We start from the raw sequence: 20,682 nt of genomic DNA, 5'->3' as shown, positions 1-20,682 counted from the left end.
TTGTTACCCAAATTAAATTATAATCCACTACACTTTGAAGCTTTATTAACATGGTATTTTTAGTAGCAAATGCCAAAAGGTCTATACTTGCATATAGAGCGATTTTCGCATTTGCTGAAAAAAAAAATTTGTAAAATAACACCATTTATCTTCTTTTTATCATTTTGATATAATTACCAACAAGTTAATAATTTTTTTATAATAAAACTGCAATGAGATTATAAAATCCTATTGCAGTCTTTGTGTTAATGAAGTATATAATTCAATTATGAGAATTGTTCCTGCTCTGTATTAAAACCTATTATTTCATAGTAAATAGCATAATATAGTGAATACATAAAAGGCAATGTAAAGATCACCCCAATACAGCAACCTATGAATCCTACTAATGAGGCAATAAATCCTGTAATCACTAAACCTAATAGCGTGAGTGGCTGCTTAGAAATGATTAGTAAACTTCCTTTAATAGCTTCAATTGCATTTAACTTACCAAAAATAATTAACGGAATTACCAAAATGGTTAAGAAAGTTATTGCTAGACTTAACAAGCTTCCAACTATTTCAATATTTATTAAATTAAAAACACTCGAAATTAAAGTGCTCACTAAGCTGATAACAGCAGTGGCTATCACGATCTCTTTAAAGTATGGAGCTTTGTAATATTGAAACATTGAACTTATATGAAATTCCTCATCTATATCTGCTGCTTGTGCCATTTTCAAAAAACCAGCAAAAAATGGACTGAATAAACAAGACAAGGCCACAAGAGTTACTAAGTATATGACTAAATTCATGCCTACAAGGCTCTCAGCTGCCATGGTTTCAGGATTGGCAAATTGTTTTAATGTAGCTAATCCGAAGATAGTTACGGTGATTCCTCCTAATATGAACGCTACTATAACAAAAAAGATGAGTATCAGTGATCCTGCGTACAATGCAATCTTTTTATAATTTTCGAAAGTATGATTGAATACATTTCCAAAATCTAGTGGATATCCACTATTCCTTATTTCTTCGATTCTGTCTTGAACTTGTTTCATGTTTTAATAAGTAAGTTTGGTTTAGTTTTGTTATAGTTTAAAATAGACTTCTTCTAAGGGTACTCTAAATCGGGGTCCATAAATCCCGTTCTCATCCCTGATGCCGCAACCTAAAATCATATTTATTTCGGCTGAAGCGGGTAAATTTAATATTTTTTTTACTCTTAATGAATCAAATCCTTCCATAGGGCAGGTATCATAGTTTATTGCCGCCATACTGATCATAAAGTTTTGAGCTGCTAAGCCTGCACTTTTTTGGGCTACAATGCGCATATCACTTCTTCTTGCTTGCCGATAGATGGGCTTGAACATTCCGATCAACTGAAAAACAAGAAATTTAATACCACCCAAGATTCCTAAAAAATCAACATATAGCGTAGGAATAATTTTTTGGTAATAATTTAAAGCAAACCTTTCTCTTTTAGTATACTCTTTCTCTGATTTGTTACCGTACTGCTGTTTTAAATAATCAATATTAGACTGAACTCGCTTTTTCCACAAATCTTTGCGGGCCACAACCACTACCATTTGCTGAGCTGTTTTAGCTGCATTTTGATCCAGACAGGCGGTTGAAAGTTCTTCTAAAATCCCCGTAGAGGTAACATGGTAAAATTCCCATAATTGTAAATTACTGCTAGTAGGAGCTAAAGAGGCTAAGCGAATGCATTCTTTTACTTTAGCAGCATCTAAGGGTTCTTTTTTAAAAACCCTAACAGAGCGTCTGTACTGAATTGCTTCACTAACTGTTTTTTCTTGGCTTAAATCCATTTTAAGAGTTTTCTAATTGTCTTTAATTTATCCTTGTATGGCGCATAACGCATTGGCAAATCCAGCCAATTGGATTTTTTTACAATTCCTTTCTTATGTGAAAATACATCAAAACTTAAACTGCCATGGTAAGCACCTATTCCGCTATGTCCCACACCACCAAATGGTAGTCTTTTATTAGAAAAATGAACTACTGTATCATTAATACATCCACCTCCAAAAGAATAGCTTTCAATCATTTTTTCAGCAAAAGAATCGTTAGTTGTAAAAACATACAACGATAATGGTTTTTCATATCGGGATACTACGGCATGAATGTCGGCATCACTTGAATAGGTTAAGATTGGTAGCAATGGACCAAATATCTCATCTTCCATTATTAAGGAATCCAAATTATTCTCTTCAATAAGTGTTGGAGCAACATAAAAATCAGATTCATCCGTTTGTCCTCCGTGGATCACTTTTTCGGGTTCAATCATGTCTTTTAGTCGGTTCCAGTTTTTACTGTTTACAATTCGAGCATAATCAGGAGAATGCTGCGGATTATCACCGTAGGCAAGGGTGATCTCTTGCTTTAGGTATTTAATAAATTGTTCTTTACTGTCGTTTTGAATCAAAATATAATCAGGAGCGATACAAGTTTGTCCGGCATTGATAAATTTACCCCACACAATTCTCTTTGCGGCTAATTTAAGATTGGCGGTTTTATCAACAATACAAGGATTCTTGCCACCTAACTCTAAGGTAACTGGTGTTAGGTTTTTAGCAGCGGCTTGAGATACGATCTTACCAACACCTACACTTCCAGTAAAGAAAATGTAATCCCATCGTTGATCCAATAAATTTTTAGAGACATCAACGCCACCTAGAACTACCTCTACATGTTCTTTGTTAAATGTTTTACTAATAATTTTAGCGATAACTGCAGCCGTATTAGGAGTCAGTTCTGAGGGTTTTAGTACTACTTGATTTCCTGCAGCAACAGCCGAAACTAGCGGGCACAATGCGAGCTGGTACGGGTAATTCCATGGCGCAATAATTAATACTTTGCCGTAAGGTTCTTTGTAGATAAAATCACTTGAAGGAAAATTTAATAGTGATGGAAAAACACGTTTTGGTTTTGCCCAAGAATTTAAATTTTTAATAGTGTTTTTTAATTCCGTTACTACATAATTTGTCTCGGTAAGTACGGTTTCAAATGCGGGTTTTTTGAAATCTTTATACAATGCATCAATAATCTCTTTCTCATGTGCAATGACGTTGTCCAGAAGTTTAGTGAGCGTTTCTTTTCGGTATTTTAAATTATTCTTGTAATTCATCGTAAAAATTAACTTGTTGAATAGATATGCAAGTTAATTTTAAAATTTTAATTACTTATTTTTCTTTTCGAAAATATTACAGTGCTTTCCAAATTACTTCATCAGGCACCGGAGCCGTCACTTGAAGCGCTTCTTTAGTAACTGGATGTATAAATACTAATTTTCGAGCATGTAAATGAATACCGCCGTCAGGATTACTTCTATCAAAACCGTATTTTAAATCTCCTTTTATGGGTGAGCCAATGGCCGAGAGTTGCGCACGTATTTGATGGTGTCTCCCTGTATGAAGATTGATTTCTAAGGCAACATAATTGTTTAATTCTTTAAAAATGGTATAATCTAAACTAGCTAATTTACTGTCAGGAACTTCTTTTAAATGCGCCTTAGAACTATTGTTTTTTTCATTCCTTTTCAGGTAATGAACTAATTTGTCTGTAGGATTTGCAGGTTTGTTTTTCACTATGGCCCAATAGGTTTTTTGAGTTTCCCTATTTTTGAATAATTCATTTAATCGGGTAAGTGCCTTTGTTGTTCTGGCAAAAACTACAATTCCAGTAGTAGGTCTGTCTAAACGATGAACGACTCCTAGAAATACTTCACCAGGCTTGTTGTATTTGTCTTTAATATATTCCTTAACTACTTCTGATAATGGTTTGTCGCCTGTTTTATCACCTTGCACGATATCACCAACGCGTTTATTCACGATGATAATGTGGTTGTCTTCATGCAAGACCTGCAAATTATTTTTAGTAGAAATTATTTTCAAAACAAGGATGGTATTTTGGATTGTTATAAAAAAAAATCCTTTAAATAGTAGTTGCAATTGCAGTAGCAAAAACTAATTAAAGGACATAAGTAATTTATTTAGTATTGTTCTTTTTCATTAGGAAAGTCACTTGATTTTACATCAGCAACATATTGACTAATAGCAGTCGTCATTCCTTCATACAAGTCCATGTAACGACGTAAAAATCTTGGACTAAACTCATTGTTCATTCCTAACATATCGTGGATTACAAGTACTTGACCGTCTACACCACCTCCAGCTCCAATTCCAATAACAGGAATCGAAATACTCTTAGCTACTTTTTCGGCAAGATGTGCTGGAATTTTTTCTAAAACTAAGGCAAAACATCCTAGGCGCTCTAATAATTGTGCATCTTCAACAAGTTTGTCTGCTTCTTCCTCTTCTTTAGCACGAACAGTGTAAGTACCAAATTTATAAATGGATTGTGGTGTTAAACCCAAGTGGCCCATTACTGGAATTCCTGCATTTAATATTTTCTTTATAGATTCTTTAACTTCTTTTCCACCTTCTAATTTTACAGCATGTCCTCCGCTTTCTTTCATGATTCTAATCGCTGAACGCAGGGCTTCTTTTGGATCTGATTGGTAACTACCAAACGGTAAGTCAACCACTACTAGAGAACGCTCTATAGCTCTAACTACTGAAGATGCATGATAGATCATTTGATCTAATGTAATAGGTAATGTTGTTTCGTGACCAGCCATTACATTTGATGCGGAATCCCCTACAAGGATCACGTCAATACCAGCAGTATCCACAATTTTTGCCATAGTATAATCGTAGGCAGTCAACATAGAGATTTTTTCTCCATTTGCCTTCATTTCAATCAATGACTTTGTTGTAATTCTTTTATAATCTTTTTTTGCTACAGACATAGTTGTATTTTTTGGAACCGTAAAAGTAGTAAAACATATTCTTATGAAACGCAAAAAAGGATTCGAGTTTTACCGAATCCCTTTTTACAATTATAGATTGTTTTGCTAGTACTTTAGTTTTTATTTAAAATATCCGCAATTATTTTAATACTTTCAGCCGTATTTGTATGGTTTGTGTTTATAGCAAGACTGTTATTCCCGTATGGAGTATACATATTTTCATTTGTAACCGAAAATAAACCGACAGTAGGCGCTAGGGATGCGCTAGCGAGATGCATCATTCCGCTATCTGCGCCAATGAATATTTCAGTGTTAGCAATAAAAGCGGCAATTTCTCTAATATCTTTACTATAGAAAGTAGGCGCTTTAAAATCAATTTGTGAAACATTCTCTACTGGTAATACTTCAACAATATTATAATCAGGAAAAGCCACTTTTACTGATTCGTAGAAAGGTTCCCACCATGCTGGACTGTAACATTTAGCACCAGTAGCAAAAGTAAAGATGCAAATTGTTTTTTTATCGTTCTTTACAATGTTTTGAAGTATTTTGTGTGCCTCAGTAATTTCTGATGGATCTAATTTTAAATTTAAAGAAGGTATCGGATTGTTGTTTTCAGGATACCCCAAAAGGTTTAAATAATGTCTAAAATTATAGACAGGATATTTAGCGATATGTTCGTAATCAGGGAATTTAGAGCCTAGGTCATCAATATCGTCACCAAAAAATTTGAATTTAGCATTGGCAAATTGTGCTGAAAGTCTACCAGAAGAAGAATTTTTGACCACATTAATGACAATGTCGTATTCATACTTTTTAATTGCCATCCATCCCTTTAGGTATTTTACAAGTTCCTTGAACGGTTTTCTTGGCAAACGAATAATTTGCTTTACATTTTTATAGTTCTGAAAAATACTGGGTGCGGCATTTCCGTTTACAAATAAATCAATTTCACAGTTAGGGAAAGTAGCAATAACTTCCTGTAAAAGTGGCGTCATTAACAACTGGTTTCCTAGTCTAGGATTAGGTCTGCAGATCAGGATTTTTTTTACGTCAACCTTAGTTAAATCCGCAGTTTTATCAAAATGTGAAGTACCAATGTTCTTTGTTAATCCTTGCATTAATTTTCTGCGTACACTATTGATTTCTTTTTTTAAGCTCATCTTGTTTTTACTATCGGTTGAAGGTTTTGAGAAATAGGCTTGAATTCAAAATAATTATTTAAAATACGGCAGTTAAATAAGAAATTGAACGAGTTATTTACTCTTTATTTGTAATGCCCAAAGAAACAATTTTTTTTTCAAATTTGTATCTTCACAACGGTATAGAGTAGGTGTTGATTTTAAATTCGTATTCAAAATATAAAATTGCCTGATTTTTTACTATTTAATCTGCTAGTAGGTTAGTTTATAGAATTGGATTTCTTCTGTTTCATTCGGCAGTACTATATCTTTCTCATATTTCAAACCTATTTTCATCAGCAAAGCTTGTGAAGCCTTATTTTTTTTAGATGTTATTCCGCTAATTTCTTTAAGTTTAAAATGTTCATTTGCAAGGTCCTTTAATTTATTTACCGCTTCAAAGGCATAGCCTTTTTTTTCATAATCGGGCAGGAGGGCAAAACCAATATCAATACCTTCTAGTCCTTCTCGATCGTAAAGGCCGCAAGAACCAATCTTATGTTGGTCATCTTTTCTAATAATAGTAAAATTTCCAAACCCTAGTCTTTCCATTTGCGGGCGCATCTTATGGGTAATATAATCTTCAGCTTGCTCAATATTTCTTACATTTCGGTCCCCTATATATTGTAACCATTTGGGTGAATAGAGCAATGTAAGTAATAGAGGCGCATCCTCTACGCTAGTTGGTTTTAGAAAAAGTCTTTCGGTTTCAAATGTTTTCATTTGTTAAAATTAGAGTGAATGAAATTATTGTGACTGTTTTTTTTTATTACTACTGTAGAGAATAATAAAATTAGTTTATTTATTGTTCTAAAAAAAAACTCTGCACTAATTAGTGCAGAGTTTTACTATTATAGTATGCATTTTAATGCATGTTGATTAGAGATTACAAGTGGATTACTTCTCCGTATGCATCAGCTACTGCTTCCATAACCGCTTCACTCATTGTAGGGTGAGGGTGGATTGATTTTAGGATTTCGTGACCAGTAGTTTCTAGTTTACGAGCTACAACTGCCTCAGCAATCATATCAGTTACACCAGCTCCAATCATGTGACATCCTAACCATTCACCATATTTAGCGTCAAAAATTACTTTTACGAAACCATCTGAATTTCCAGAGGCTTGCGCTTTTCCAGAAGCTGAGAATGGGAACTTACCAATTTTTAATTCGTATCCTTTTTCTTTAGCTTGTTTTTCAGTCATACCTACAGAGGCAATTTCTGGAGTTGCATAAGTACAACCAGGAACATTTCCGTAGTCAATTGGCTCTACGTGCATTCCTGCAATTTTTTCAACACAGTTAATTCCTTCGGCAGATGCAACGTGTGCTAAAGCTTGTCCAGGAGTTACATCACCAATAGCGTAGTAACCTGGAATATTAGTTTGATTGTAAGCGTTTACTAAGATTTTATCTCTGTCAACTGCAATACCAACTTCTTCTAAACCGATGTTTTCGATGTTTGTTTTGATCCCAACAGCCGAAAGTAACACATCAGCTTCAAGAACAACTTCTCCTTTGGCCGTTTTTACAAAAGCTTTAACACCGTTTCCAGTAGTATCAATTGTTTCAACTGATGAATTAGTCATCACCGTGATACCTGATTTTTTCAACGATTTTTCCATTTGTTTAGAAATGTCTTCGTCTTCTACGGGTACTACGTTTGGCATAAATTCTACTATAGTAACTTCTGTCCCCATAGAGTTGTAGAAGTGAGCAAACTCAACTCCAATGGCACCAGAACCTACGATAATCATTTTCTTAGGTTGGCTAGGTAAACTCATTGCTTGACGGTAACCAATTACTTTTTCTCCATCTTGAGGTAAGTTTGGTAATTCACGTGAACGAGCACCTGTTGCAATAATAATGTGATCAGCGCTATATTCAGTCACTTTATTATCCTTATCTGTTACATCAATTTTTTTACCTGGTTTTACTTTACCAAAACCATTGATAACGTCAATTTTATTTTTTTTCATCAAGAAAGTAACTCCTTTGCTCATTCCTTGTGCAACCCCACGGCTACGTTGAATTACAGCTGGGAAGTCTTTATCGAATGATGAAACAGTCAATCCATAATCAGAAGCATGTTTTAGATAATCGAAAACTTGAGCTGATTTTAGTAATGCTTTTGTTGGGATACATCCCCAGTTCAAACATACACCACCTAAGTTTTCTTTTTCAATTACGGCAACTTTAAACCCTAATTGTGATGCTCTAATGGCAGTAACATATCCGCCTGGTCCACTTCCTAAAACAATGATATCGTATTTCATTTTTATAAGTTTTCTAAATTATTTGATTTGGCGAATTTAAGGATTTATTCTGTTTTGAGAAAGTTTCAAATGGATAAAGTAATAAAGAAACCTATTTTAAGAAATTTGTTAAAATCTTAAATGACAATTGAAGATTGGATACACTTATTATCAGTTCTTAAAAGCTATTTTTTTACTACAAATCCTTAAACGTTTTCAACATACTAATTTGCCTAAATACCGGTTAATTGGCCACTGAAAATTGCGAATCATACAAATTTTTGTAATATCCCGTCTCGCGATTAAGTAGCTCTTGATGGGTTCCTTGTTCCACAATTAAGCCTTTGTCCATAACTACAATTTTATCTGCATTTACAATCGTTGCTAATCTATGGGCAATAACTATCGAAGTTCTTCCTTGTGTAATGGTTTCAGTCGCGCGTTGTATCAGTTCCTCAGAATAAGAATCAATGGACGAGGTCGCTTCATCAAGAATAAGGATACTTGGATTACTAACATACGCTCTTAAAAAAGCAATTAATTGGCGTTGTCCAGATGACAACATCACACCACGCTCTTTTACATCAAAGTCGTAATTGTCTGGCAGACTCATAATAAATTCATGTACACCAATTTCTTTGGCAGCAGCCAAAACATCTTCTCGCGTAATCTCTGGATTATTTAACGTAATGTTATTGTAAATGGTATCTGCAAATAAAAATACATCTTGCAGTACTACGGCAATTTGCTTGCGCAACGAACCTAGAGTATAGTTTTCAATATTGTTTTTATCAATACATATAGAACCACTATCAATCTCGTAAAAACGATTTAATAAATTAATTATCGTTGATTTCCCTGCGCCAGTAGAACCTACAATCGCAACAGTATCGCCAGGACTAACGTCTAAATCGATGCCTTTAATAACTTCTTCCTCTTCGATGTAACTAAAACGCACATCGGTAAATTCAATTTTCCCTAAAAACACTGGCGCTTCTATTGTTCCTGTATCTTGAATTTGATCTTCAGTATCAATGATGGCAAAGACACGATTAGCAGCAATCATTCCTAGCTGCATTTCGTTAAACTTATCTGCTATTTGGCGCAGTGGATTAAACAACATACCTATAAACATAGTATAGGAAAACAGATCGCCAAAGGTGGTAAAGTTATCACCATTTAATATTTTAATACCACCATACAATACAATGAATCCTAAAGTCAAAGACGAAATAATATCAGCAATAGGAAAGAAAATGGAGTTGTAAAGAATGGTTTTAATCCATGCTTTCTTGTGCTTATCGTTGATTTCTTTGAATTTTTCGGACTCAATATCTTCTCTATTAAATAGCTGAACAATTTTCATTCCTGTCACTCTTTCTTGTACAAAAGAGTTCATATTCGAAATCTGATTTCGTACTTCCTCAAAAGCTACTTGCATTTTTCGTTGAAAAATTCTGGTAAAAAACACTAAAATCGGCATGGCTACAATTACGATCCAAGTTAATTTCCAGTTCATATAAAACATGAAAATCAATACCACAACCATTTTCATCAAGTCACTAATTATCATAAAAAGTCCCTGGCTAAAAATGCGAGCTATAGATTCAATATCCGAAACCGATCTGGTCACTAATTGGCCAACAGGCACCAAATCAAAATATTTCATTCTGAAACTTAAGATGTGTTTGAATAGCTTTACGCGTATGTCTTTTACGATATCTTGACCTAACCAGTTTGCCCAAAAAACGAAATAAAACTGCGAGAAAACTTCGCACAACAAGACAATTCCCATCAAGGTTATGTAAAATAGTAGTCCTTGAGCATCCTCTGTCTGTATGTAGTCGTCTACGGTTTGTTTTAATAAATAAGGACGTAAAGCTGCAAATAAGGATAAGGATATTGCAAATACAATCACGCCGTTAAAACGCCATTGATACGGTTTAGTATAGTGTAGTATTCGTTTAAATAAACGAGTGTCAAATGCTTTTGCTTTCATTTTTTTTAAGCTGAATTTAGTTCGGTTATTTGGAGCTATGTCCTGCTGTTCGTTGCAATCTTTATGTTTTTAAAGAAAAAACATAAAGGATTTTCACTGCCATCAGGGCTATTTTGTAATATAATCATAATCAATTTCGGTTAAATACAAACCATGTGCTGGTACCGAAAATCCAGCTTTATCTCTATTCTTATTTTCAATAATAGTGTTGAAATCTTCCAGTGTGATTTTGTGTAAACCAATGTTTACAAGGGTTCCCACAATGGAGCGCACCATGTTTCTCAAAAACCTATTGGCTGATATCGTAAAAATTAAACTATTATTATCTTGTTTCCAATGGGCTTCATAAATGGTACAATCAAAGGTGTTTACATCAGTGTTTACCTTAGAGAAGCATTGAAAATCAGTGTGATTAAATAATAACTTTGCTGCTTCATTCATCAAGGGGATATCTAGTTTTTGATGAAAATACCAACTCTTTTCCTGCAAAAAGGCATCTTTAAAAATATTGATATGATATTCATACGTTCGCTTTGTGGCGTCAAATCGTGTGTGAGCATCATCATGAACCGGTATAATATCATAGATAACAATATCTTTTGGTAAATAAGCGTTCAATTTGTGTACTAACTTAGAAATGTCAATTGACGGTTCAAAATCAAAATGAGCAAACATAAGCTTTGCATGAACACCAGTATCAGTGCGTCCTGCTCCCATAACGTTGACAGGGGTATTGAGAAGTACAGATAAAGCGTTGTTTAAAGTCTCTTGCACTGAAGAAGCATTAGGCTGGTATTGCCAGCCATGATAGTCGGTTCCGTTGTAAGCTAATTTTATAAAATATCTCAAGATAATAGGTCGCAAAGTTTTAAAGAACAAAGGTACAAAGTTTTTATGTGGAGAAATGCCTAAAAATGTAAGTTGTGTTTGTAAGTCTTTATTTTAGTTTTCTCAATAAACAATTTACCTTTGTGAGAATACTTATGATAAAAGCTGACTCTAAATGAAAAACATCCTTTTGCTTTCTGATACGCACAGTTATATGGACGATACCATATTGAAATATGTAGTACAAGCTGATGAAGTTTGGCATGCCGGTGATATTGGGAATTTATCGGTTACTGATACCTTAAAGGAACTGAAGCCTTTGCGTGCTGTCTACGGAAATATTGATGATGATAAAGCGCGTTTAGAATTTCCTTTGCACAATCGTTTTATGTGCGAAGGAGTTGATGTTTGGATTACCCATATTGGAGGTTATCCAGGAAAATACAATCCTAATATTAAAGCTGAACTTGCTGCAAAACCGCCACAATTGTTCATATGTGGACACTCGCATATTTTAAAAGTGATGTTTGATAAAAAAAACAATCTACTACATATGAATCCAGGTGCTTGCGGAAAAAGTGGGTTCCACCAAGTACGTACCATGCTGCGATTTGTAATTGACGGAGATAAAATAAAGGATTTAGAAATTATTGAAATCGAAAAACGAACTTAGACTTTATATAAAATAGGGGCAATAATGGAGATGGTTGTTCCTTTATTTGTTTTGGAGTCAATTGTAATTGCTCCATTCATGTTATTTATTCTAGCTTGAATCTGATTAAGCCCAAAACCTTCGATAGTATTGTAAGCATTATTATCAAATCCTTTCCCATTATCTTCAATAAGAATCGATAAATTATGGTTGTCTTCTTCAATAGTTAATTTAGCATAATTTGCCTCACTATGCTTGATGATATTATTGAGCAATTCAGTGATAATGAAATACATTTTCATTTCAAACTCTTCGTTATAGCGACTTTTTGTATCTACTATGCTGGAGTAATCAAAAGTAATTAGCGAGTTAGAGTTCTTTTCACATAAATCCTTAAGCGCATAGTATAGCCCAAAACGAGCCAGCAAAGAGGGGAGTAGTTGGTGTGATAAATCACGCACCTTATCATGAGCCTCACTAAGAATAGCCTTTGTTTTACTTATTTCCTCTATTCCTGATGGGTTTTTGGCGCTAAGCACACTTAAATGCAATCCTGCTGAGGACAATAAGGCACTGATGTTATCATGAAGAAAGCTAGCAATTTTTTTTCTTTCTAACTCTTGCCCGTTGATAGAGGCGTTGATAATATTTTCTTGAATTTTACTCTGTACTTCGCTCAATTTATTTTTTTGTTTTAAGCGAATATTCTGAAAGAAGAAATACAACAGAATAATTACTAGTAGTAAAATAGAAATAATAATAACACTTATTTGTTTGTTTTTAGATTGTTTGTCTAATAACATTTCTTCCTTAGTCTTGTAGCGAAGTTCAATCGTATCAATTTCTCTTTTATATTCATCAATTTCGAGATTAATACCAGCAATGTTCGCTTTCTTAAGTTTGTCTTCGTCATTTATTAAATTAGTGAGTACATTGTATTTTGCAAGGTTTTCATAAGCTTTTTTGTAGTCCCCATGTTTCAGCAAAAACCTTGAATATTCCTGATGTGAAAATGAAAGATCTGTTTTTTCATCACCTTTATTACCTAGTAAAATAGCTTTTTCAAAATAAGAAACGGCTTTGCTGGAATCATTGGTATGTCCAAAATACATTCCGTTTAACATGTTTAAAGCGACGATTGTAGACTGATCTCCAAATTTGTAGTGGTATTTATTAATGAATTTTAAATAAGGCACACCTCTTTTAAAATCGCCGATATCAAAATAAGCCCAGGTAATATTAAGATTTGTAAATACAATTTGGACTGAATCACCAATTTTACTACTATAGTCTAATGATTTTTTATAATAGTAGATTCCTTTTTTATATTCTTTCTTATCAAAACAATAGATGTTACCTAAGTTATTGTATAACCAATTTTTCAATTCGTCATTAGTAGTTCTATCAGCATATAATAAGCCTTTTTTATAATAGAAAAAGGCTTTTTCAAATTCGGCTATACCGTCAAAGTTAGCTGCAATAATATTGTAACAGATAGCGATAAGCTCATCATCTTTTAAAGTGATGGCTTGTTTTAATGCAATTCGAGATTTAATTAATGATTTTTCATACTTCTCATATTTCATGAGATTTGTAGCTTCATGTGTGAGGCTTAAGACTTCTTTTCTTGATGGTTTTGTTTCTGCTGCATTTACAACATTATTAACACTAATGAGGAAGAAAAGTAAAATAAAAAATCTTTTTAAAAGCATAAAATAGTTTTAGTCAGTGGGTATATGCAAAGCAGAATTAAGATTTTATTAGTTTATTCTTAAGTGCATATTTCACCAAACTGATGGTGTTTTTTGCTTTTAACTTTTTCATGATATTTTTGCGATGGGTTTCTACAGTATTGGTACTAATGTATAATTTTTCGCTAATTTCTTTACCGCTAAATTCTAACGCAATTAAAGTGATGATTTCAATTTCTCGTTCTGTTAAAAGGTCTAGAATTGTGGGTTTGTATTTGTTTAATTTGGAGTAATCTTTAGTAGCTGTAGTGAATATTTTTTCTCTTACTGTATTGCAAAAATATTCTTCACCGTTAGTAACCGCTAATATCGCTTCCACTATATTTTCTCCGGCACATTGCTTAGTGAGGTAACCACTAGCTCCTAATTTCATTACTTCTTGAATGATTTTTAAGTCATCATAACTGGATAGAATGATTACTTTACAAGGAAAACCTTTTTTAGAAAATTCTTTAATGACTTCAATACCATCTTTTACAGGCATGCTAATATCAAGAACAAGAATAGTGGCATCGTTTTGAGATACTTCTTCGTAAAGTATACTGCCGTCTAAGGAATGACCTACAACCTCAAATTCAGAGACCGTATTCAATAAGGTTTTCATTCCATCAATTAGTACTTGGTGATCATCTGCGAGATGGATCCGTATTTTTTCTGTCATTTTTAATATACTGTATTCAAATTTATAAAAATTTATTTAATGCAGGGATTCTTATTGCTTTTTTTAAAATTTTTTCAGTTTATTTCATAAAAAAACCCGAATTGTTACATTCGGGTTTCCTTCGCACTAATAAACTAAGTTTATAGGTTTACCTCAATCTGTCCACAGATTTTACAAGATCTTCATCCTTTTTGATGGCCTTATTAGCTAGTACTAATAATACGATAGCAACTATAGGTAGAAACATCCCAATACCTTTCTCAGAAACAAGTACTGTTTCTCCAGATACATTTAGTGACCGATATACAAACAATCCTAATAAAATTAAATTTAATATGATATTCAATCTGCCAATAACAAATTGATTTTGTCTTTTTTTATACGAAACAATACTTAAAACTGTAAGTGTTGTACTTAAACCTTGTAAAATAATATAAAACTGATTTTGCATGAAGAAATAATCCGTGCCATCACTCATTGTCCACAATGGAAATAAAAAAGGTAAAATTCCTGTTACTACAAAAGCAAGTAGGAGATATATCGTTTGAATTCTTTGTATCATTTTAATAAATTGTTCCACAAAAATATATTTTCTTTTTTAAAAATACTATTGTATCATTAAATTTTATTCGTATTATTGCATAACAATACCGTAAGCACTTCATACTGCGGGCAATTCACAATAAAATAATTACCACCTATCCTTTTTATAGTAATTCCAAATTAATTAAATTCCAAGAACATTCATGTTTGATATTTCTGCATTAAAAGAAATGAAGCTTTCTGAGCTTCAAGAAATAGCTAAAGCTGCTAAAACCATAAAATTTAATGGTGTAAAAAAAGATACTTTAATAGCTAATATTCTAAAACTTCAGGATACTAATGTTGCCTCACCAACCGAGACGAAGACAGAGGATAATTTTGATGATGACAAGCCTAAAAGAGCACGAATTGTTCCTGTGAAAAAGGGAGTTATACAAAAAGGAAAAGGCAAAGCTGCCGTTTCTAAAGAAGCGGAGCAGCAAGAAGATGAAATTTCTTCAGCAGAATCAAATGTTGCAGTTGATGCAGTTGCACCTTCTGAAAGTGCAGAAACAAATGATCAAGAAGCAGGGAAGAAGGGACCTAAGATAGTTAAGTTTAGTAAATCTGCTTACGAAAAGAAAATCGCTTTAAAGAAAGATAAAGAAGTATCTAAAGATACTACACATACTGCAAAGGAGAGCGCTACAATAGCTCCAGCCGCCGTTAGTGATACTACTGAAGCCCCAGCTGCTCCAGCAAAAAAGGTAAATCCAAACCAGTTAAACAAGCAAAATCAAAATCCGAATTTTAAAAATAAGAAAAATAATTTTAGAGATTCTGATTTTGAATTTGACGGAATAATTGAAAGTGAAGGAGTTTTAGAAATGATGGCTGATGGCTATGGTTTTTTAAGATCTTCAGATTATAATTATTTGGCTTCACCAGATGATATTTATTTATCCACATCTCAAATTCGTTTGTTCGGTCTTAAGACGGGAGATACTGTTAAAGGTGTAGTTCGTCCTCCAAAAGAAGGAGAGAAGTTTTTTCCTTTAGTTCGCGTTCTTAAAATAAATGGCCACGACCCGCAAGTCGTGAGAGATCGTGTTTCTTTCGAACATTTAACACCAGTGTTTCCTTCTGAGAAATTCAAATTAGCTGATAGACAAAGTACGATTTCGACACGTATTATTGATTTGTTTTCACCAATTGGTAAAGGACAGCGTGGAATGATAGTTGCTCAGCCGAAAACGGGTAAAACCATGTTGTTGAAAGAAATAGCCAATGCTATTGCTGCAAATCATCCAGAAGTCTATTTAATAGTATTATTAATTGACGAACGCCCTGAAGAGGTTACTGATATGCAACGTAGTGTGCGGGGAGAAGTTATTGCTTCGACTTTTGATAGAGAGCCACAAGAACACGTGAAAATTGCAAACATTGTGCTTGAGAAAGCAAAACGATTAGTAGAATGTGGTCATGATGTTGTTATTCTTTTAGATTCAATTACACGTTTAGCCAGAGCTTATAATACGGTACAGCCTGCTTCAGGTAAAGTATTGAGTGGAGGTGTAGATGCTAATGCTCTACAAAAGCCAAAACGTTTCTTTGGTGCTGCCCGTAATGTTGAAAATGGCGGTTCGTTAAGTATCATTGCAACTGCGTTGACTGAAACTGGTTCTAAAATGGATGAAGTAATCTTTGAGGAATTCAAAGGAACAGGTAACATGGAACTGCAATTAGATAGAAAAATTGCTAACAAACGTATTTTCCCGGCAATTGATTTAACGTCTTCAAGTACAAGAAGAGATGACTTATTACTAGATCAACAAACATTACAAAGAATGTGGATTATGAGAAAATACCTTTCTGACATGAATCCTGTTGAAGCAATGAGTTTTATTAATGATCGTTTTAGACAAACTAAAAACAATGAAGAGTTTTTAATCTCAATGAATGATTAATCTAGAGAAAAGAAGCTAGACTTATTGCTATATAAAAAAAATGCCTTCAAGTTGAAGGCATTTTTATCTATGTATTAAGTAAGTATTTAAGCTTTAGCCTCTTTTGCTTCTTTAGGCTTTACCACTTCTTCTTTTCTTTCTAATAGTGCCATGTAAAAACCATCAAAACCAGATTCATGAGCTAGAATTTTTTGATCTTTAATAAAGTTAAATTCTTTTCCTATATCAGTAGTTAAAAATTTAGCTACTTGTTCTTGATTCTCTGAAGGTAATATGGAACAGGTTGCATAAACTAGTTTTCCACCTGGCTTAACTATTTTAGAGTAACTTTCTAAAACTTCCGCTTGTACTTTACGGATGTTGTCAATAAATTCCGGCTGTAACTTCCATTTAGCGTCAGGGTTTCTTTTTAAAACTCCTAAACCACTACAAGGCGCATCAATTAAAACACGGTCAGCTCTCTGGTGTAATTTTTTGATAACTTTCGTCGTATCAATGATACGGTATTCAATATTAAAAGCACCGTCTCTTTTTGCTCTGATTTTTAATTGCTTTAATTTACTTTCATATAAATCCATGGCAATTAATTGTCCTTTGTTTTCCATTAAGGCTGCTATGTGCAACGTTTTTCCTCCAGCACCTGCACAAGTGTCTACAACACGCATTCCTGGCTTTACGTCAAGAAATGCAGCTACAAGTTGTGAATTAGCATCTTGAACTTCAAAGAAACCTTGTTTAAAGGCATCTGTCATAAATACGTTAGCTCTTTCTTTCAAAACAAGTGCGTCCGGCTGGTCTTTCAAAACATCGGTCTCGATATCCAAGTCCATTAAAATTGCTCTTAATTCTGCTTTAGTAGTTTTCAGCGTGTTTACTCTCAAGATTACTTTAGCGGGTTGATTTTGAGCGGTAATTTCTTTAGACCAAACTTTTTCACCTAATTCTTTAACACCGACTTCATCCATCCAATCTGGAATAGACTCTTTTAATGCTCGTACTTTTGAAAGTTCGTCAAAACGTCCTTTTATCTTTCTTTCCGGAGTTCCTTCTAATTGACGCCAATCAGGGATCGGGTAGCCTCTTAATACAGCCCAAACTGCAAACATTCTCCAAATATTATCTCTGTCAAAAGGTGCTTTTACCTCTGCAATTTCTGCATATAATCTTTTCCATCTTACGATTTCGTAGATAGTTTCGGCAACAAATTTTCTGTCAGAACTTCCCCAACGTTTGTCTTTCTTTAAGGCTCTTGCTACCACTTTATCAGCGTATTCCCCTTCGTTAAATATGGCATTTAGGGAATCAATGGTTGTATAAACTAAATTTCTGTGTAATCTCATTTTAAATAATTGAGGTGCAAAGGTACTATTAATTGATTGAAAGTTAAATTTTTAATAATGATTGTTGGTTTTATATTTTCAACAATAAAAAAAACACTGTTTTTTAGGCAGTGTTTAAGGAGATCTAAAGGTGTATTATACTACTTAACCCGAGTTAAACCTATATTTTCTGGTGCATGCAACACCATCGGGAATTTTTCAATTTTTACAGAGCTACTGTCTAAGCCAAAGGCACTTTCTTCAGATAAACTTAATTTCTTGATTAAGAAATAAGAATTCATTACTAATTTTTCATGCCATCTCATATCACTATCATTCGACAAGAATTTTTCAGACAAGACAAATTTAAAGTCTCCAATGATGTTATTCTTATTAAGCGATTCGTAACGGCTCGTAATATCAACTTCACCATTTTTCACCATGTCTTTAATAACTTCTCTAAACATCAAGTTGATTTTAGTAGGTTCTCTAAATCCGAGATTGAAATCTACACGGTACAAATCATCTTTGATAATTTCACTAACCTTATATTCTGTTTTGTAAGGCTCACTTAAAATATTTACGTGTACAAACCAATAAATATCTGCTCTTTTAGGTCTTTTTTGAAGAATAGAATACATTACTTTTTCTTCTATTTCATCAATGCGATTAGCATTAGTCATGTAAACTAAATGAGTAGCGTATTTAGGGATACTTAAGTCGGCACTTAACTCTGTTAATACCTTTCTATAGTCGTCAATCTTGACAATTTTAGTATAGTTTTTACTGATTTTTTTAGCTAGGTACCAGGTAGTCATTACTGAAATTAATAATATAGCGATGATCAAGGTTACATAACCTCCGTCAGCAAATTTAGTAATGTTAGCTGCAAGAAAACTAAATTCGATTATTAGATAAACTGTAATTAACGGAACTATAAAGTATAGTTTTACCCGCTTCATAATTAAATAGAAATTCAGTAAAACGGTTGTCATTATCATACATAAGATAATCGCTAAACCGTAAGCGTGCTCCATATTACTGGATTCTTCAAAATGTAAAACGATGCCCACACAACCAAAAAATAACAACCAGTTGATAGACGGAATGTATAGCTGTCCCTTTAATTCGGTTGGGTATTTTATTTTTACTTTTGGCCAAAAATTAAGTCGCATCGCTTCATTTATAAGAGTAAACGATCCACTAATAAGCGCTTGAGAAGCAATAACTGCTGCAAGAGTTGCAATCACAATGCCTACCGGTTGAAACCAGTCAGCCATGATTAAGTAAAACGGATTTCCATTAGAACCACCTAAAGTTTGCAATGTTTCCCCTTCATGATGTATTAAATATGCAGCTTGTCCAAAATAGTTCAAGACTAAAGTTGTCTTAACAAAGACCCAGCTTACGCGTATGTTTTTTCGTCCACAATGTCCCATGTCTGAATACAATGCTTCTGCTCCAGTAGTACATAAAAAGACAAAGCCTAAGACAAAAAAACCTTCTGGGTGAATAGATAATAATTGGTAAGCATAATAAGGGTTAAATGCCTTAAAAACTTCTGGGTGTTTTGTTATTTGGATCAGTCCAAGTATTCCAAGCATACTGAACCAAACGAGCATCATAGGGGCAAAAAATTTCCCAACTAATTTAGTTCCAAATTGCTGTATTGTAAATAGCACAAATAAAATCCCAATTACAATAGGCACGGTATTAATAGAGGGGTAATAGGTTCTTATTCCTTCTACTGCAGAAGAAACAGATATGGGAGGAGTTATAATTCCGTCTGCTAGTAAGGCGCTTCCCCCAATTATTGCGGGGACTATGAGCCATTTTATTTTTGTTTTTTTGACTAAAGCGTATAAGGCAAAAATTCCACCTTCGCCATGATTATCTGCGCCTAGAGTTATTATGACATATTTTATTGTGGTTTGTAGGGTCAATGTCCAAAAAACGCAAGAGATTCCTCCAAGAACAATATCAGCATTTATTATGTGATCGCCAAGTATGGCTTTCATTACGTACAAAGGTGAGGTTCCAATGTCTCCGTAGATTATTCCTAATGTAATTAATAAACCTCCTAAAGTTAATTTTGTATGTAGGTTCTTATGCGAAGTGCTCATCTATTATTTTTAAAAACTCGTCAAATTTACTCTTTTTAAATAAAATAGGATAATTAATTTAAAAAAAGACATAAAAAAACACGGCTGTATGAAACCGTGTTTTTTGACTTATATTGACTAACTTAAGATCTTCGGTCTTCCATTCTTGAAATGGTAGCAGCTCTTTCTCTAGAAGAATTCCCTCTAGCTGACTCTGTTCTCTGTGGTGCACTTTGTCTAGCGCTATTCGATCTGTTTTGACTAGGCGTTCTTTGTGTTTGTACTCGTTCTGGAGCGGACTGTCTTGCACTAGAGTTTCTACTTTCAGAATTTCCTCTCTGTGGCGCTACTCTTGGAGCAGCTTCATTTCTAGATGTACGTCCCTCACTGTTAGAGTTACTTCTTTCCGATTGCGTTCTTACAGGCGCTTTTTCATAAGAGGATGCTCTTTTATTTTGAGAATAATCTCTTTGAGATCTAGCTTTGTCTGCCTCTCTATTAGAATTAGGAGCTGTTCTACCTTGCGAATTATCTCTTTGTGTGTTAACTCTTGCCGTACTTCCTTCATTAGCGCTTCTTCTATTTGCTGAATAATCTCTGTTAGCATCTGTTCTTCTAGAAGCAATTTCTCTTGAA

General features: G+C 33.7%; 17 protein-coding genes and 1 pseudogene. 2 read left to right on the top strand and 16 right to left on the bottom strand.

All coding sequences use genetic code 11. The annotated features are described in order from the left end of the window. Window positions 1-266: 266 nt before the first annotated feature. From ACEN2K_RS03645 to truA, 10 genes are all read right to left on the bottom strand, one after another. Window positions 267-1,040, bottom strand: coding sequence for a hypothetical protein (locus tag ACEN2K_RS03645; protein ID WP_441757961.1), 774 nt, complete (start codon window positions 1,038-1,040; stop codon window positions 267-269). A 30-nt stretch (window positions 1,041-1,070) separates the two neighbouring features. Next, a complete protein-coding gene (locus ACEN2K_RS03640; protein ID WP_441757960.1) occupies window positions 1,071-1,808 on the bottom strand; it encodes a nitroreductase family protein in 738 nt (245 codons plus the stop codon). Further along, entirely contained in the window at window positions 1,799-3,127 is a 1,329-nt protein-coding gene (locus ACEN2K_RS03635) for an aldehyde dehydrogenase (protein ID WP_441757959.1), read from the bottom strand. Before ACEN2K_RS03635 ends, ACEN2K_RS03640 begins: the two co-directional genes overlap by 10 nt. A gap of 76 nt (window positions 3,128-3,203) precedes the next feature. Beyond that, window positions 3,204-3,893, bottom strand: coding sequence for an RluA family pseudouridine synthase (locus ACEN2K_RS03630; protein ID WP_441757958.1), 690 nt, complete (start codon window positions 3,891-3,893; stop codon window positions 3,204-3,206). A 98-nt stretch (window positions 3,894-3,991) separates the two neighbouring features. Next, window positions 3,992-4,810: a 3-methyl-2-oxobutanoate hydroxymethyltransferase gene (gene panB / locus ACEN2K_RS03625; RefSeq protein WP_441757957.1), complete on the bottom strand. Its 819-nt coding sequence runs from the start codon at window positions 4,808-4,810 to the stop codon at window positions 3,992-3,994. Between the two features lie 113 nt (window positions 4,811-4,923). Beyond that, the gene (locus ACEN2K_RS03620; protein WP_441757956.1) at window positions 4,924-5,973 is read right to left on the bottom strand and encodes a glycosyltransferase family 9 protein; all 1,050 of its coding nucleotides are present in this window, start codon (window positions 5,971-5,973) and stop codon (window positions 4,924-4,926) included. A gap of 231 nt (window positions 5,974-6,204) precedes the next feature. After that, window positions 6,205-6,714: a GNAT family N-acetyltransferase gene (locus ACEN2K_RS03615; RefSeq protein WP_441757955.1), complete on the bottom strand. Its 510-nt coding sequence runs from the start codon at window positions 6,712-6,714 to the stop codon at window positions 6,205-6,207. Window positions 6,715-6,877: 163 nt separating this feature from the next. Further along, a complete protein-coding gene (gene lpdA, locus ACEN2K_RS03610; RefSeq protein WP_441757954.1) occupies window positions 6,878-8,266 on the bottom strand; it encodes a dihydrolipoyl dehydrogenase in 1,389 nt (462 codons plus the stop codon). 223 nt (window positions 8,267-8,489) lie between these two features. Further along, entirely contained in the window at window positions 8,490-10,244 is a 1,755-nt protein-coding gene (locus ACEN2K_RS03605; RefSeq protein WP_441757953.1) for an ABC transporter ATP-binding protein, read from the bottom strand. Between the two features lie 108 nt (window positions 10,245-10,352). Continuing rightward, window positions 10,353-11,093 carry a tRNA pseudouridine(38-40) synthase TruA gene (truA, locus tag ACEN2K_RS03600; protein WP_441758466.1) on the bottom strand — a complete coding sequence of 247 codons (741 nt, stop codon included), beginning with the start codon at window positions 11,091-11,093 and terminating at the stop codon, window positions 10,353-10,355. Window positions 11,094-11,247: 154 nt separating this feature from the next. Here truA and ACEN2K_RS03595 point away from each other — a divergent pair, with 154 nt between their 5' ends. Continuing rightward, on the top strand, window positions 11,248-11,745 hold the full coding sequence (locus ACEN2K_RS03595; protein WP_441757952.1) for a metallophosphoesterase family protein: 498 nt from the start codon (window positions 11,248-11,250) through the stop codon (window positions 11,743-11,745). Here the strand turns inward: ACEN2K_RS03595 and ACEN2K_RS03590 are convergent. From ACEN2K_RS03590 to ACEN2K_RS03580, 3 genes are all read right to left on the bottom strand, one after another. After that, entirely contained in the window at window positions 11,742-13,436 is a 1,695-nt protein-coding gene (locus tag ACEN2K_RS03590; RefSeq protein WP_441757951.1) for a sensor histidine kinase, read from the bottom strand. The genes ACEN2K_RS03595 and ACEN2K_RS03590 overlap by 4 nt on opposite strands. Before the next feature lie 37 nt (window positions 13,437-13,473). Beyond that, complete coding sequence (locus tag ACEN2K_RS03585; protein ID WP_441757950.1) at window positions 13,474-14,136, bottom strand: response regulator; 663 nt, start codon at window positions 14,134-14,136, stop codon at window positions 13,474-13,476. A gap of 148 nt (window positions 14,137-14,284) precedes the next feature. Then, window positions 14,285-14,698, bottom strand: a complete 414-nt coding sequence (locus tag ACEN2K_RS03580) for a DUF4293 domain-containing protein (RefSeq protein ID WP_441757949.1) — start codon at window positions 14,696-14,698, stop codon at window positions 14,285-14,287. Window positions 14,699-14,882: 184 nt separating this feature from the next. On the opposite strand from ACEN2K_RS03580, the gene rho reads away from it, so the two are divergent. Then, a complete protein-coding gene (gene rho / locus ACEN2K_RS03575) occupies window positions 14,883-16,625 on the top strand; it encodes a transcription termination factor Rho (RefSeq protein WP_441757948.1) in 1,743 nt (580 codons plus the stop codon). A gap of 86 nt (window positions 16,626-16,711) precedes the next feature. Here the strand turns inward: rho and ACEN2K_RS03570 are convergent, their stop codons facing one another. From ACEN2K_RS03570 to ACEN2K_RS03560, 3 genes and pseudogenes are all read right to left on the bottom strand, one after another. After that, window positions 16,712-17,965: an RsmB/NOP family class I SAM-dependent RNA methyltransferase gene (locus ACEN2K_RS03570; protein ID WP_441757947.1), complete on the bottom strand. Its 1,254-nt coding sequence runs from the start codon at window positions 17,963-17,965 to the stop codon at window positions 16,712-16,714. Window positions 17,966-18,105: 140 nt separating this feature from the next. Continuing rightward, window positions 18,106-20,067, bottom strand: a complete 1,962-nt coding sequence (locus ACEN2K_RS03565; protein ID WP_441757946.1) for a KUP/HAK/KT family potassium transporter — start codon at window positions 20,065-20,067, stop codon at window positions 18,106-18,108. Window positions 20,068-20,189: 122 nt separating this feature from the next. Beyond that, window positions 20,190-20,682, bottom strand: a pseudogene (locus ACEN2K_RS03560) (hypothetical protein); the annotation flags it as partial.

Origin of the sequence: Flavobacterium sp. W21_SRS_FM3 (genome assembly GCF_052113625.1) — a bacterium.
GTDB lineage: Bacteria > Bacteroidota > Bacteroidia > Flavobacteriales > Flavobacteriaceae > Flavobacterium.
The sequence above is the reverse complement of the archived record's forward strand: the minus strand, read 5'-3'. Positions and strand labels throughout refer to the sequence as shown.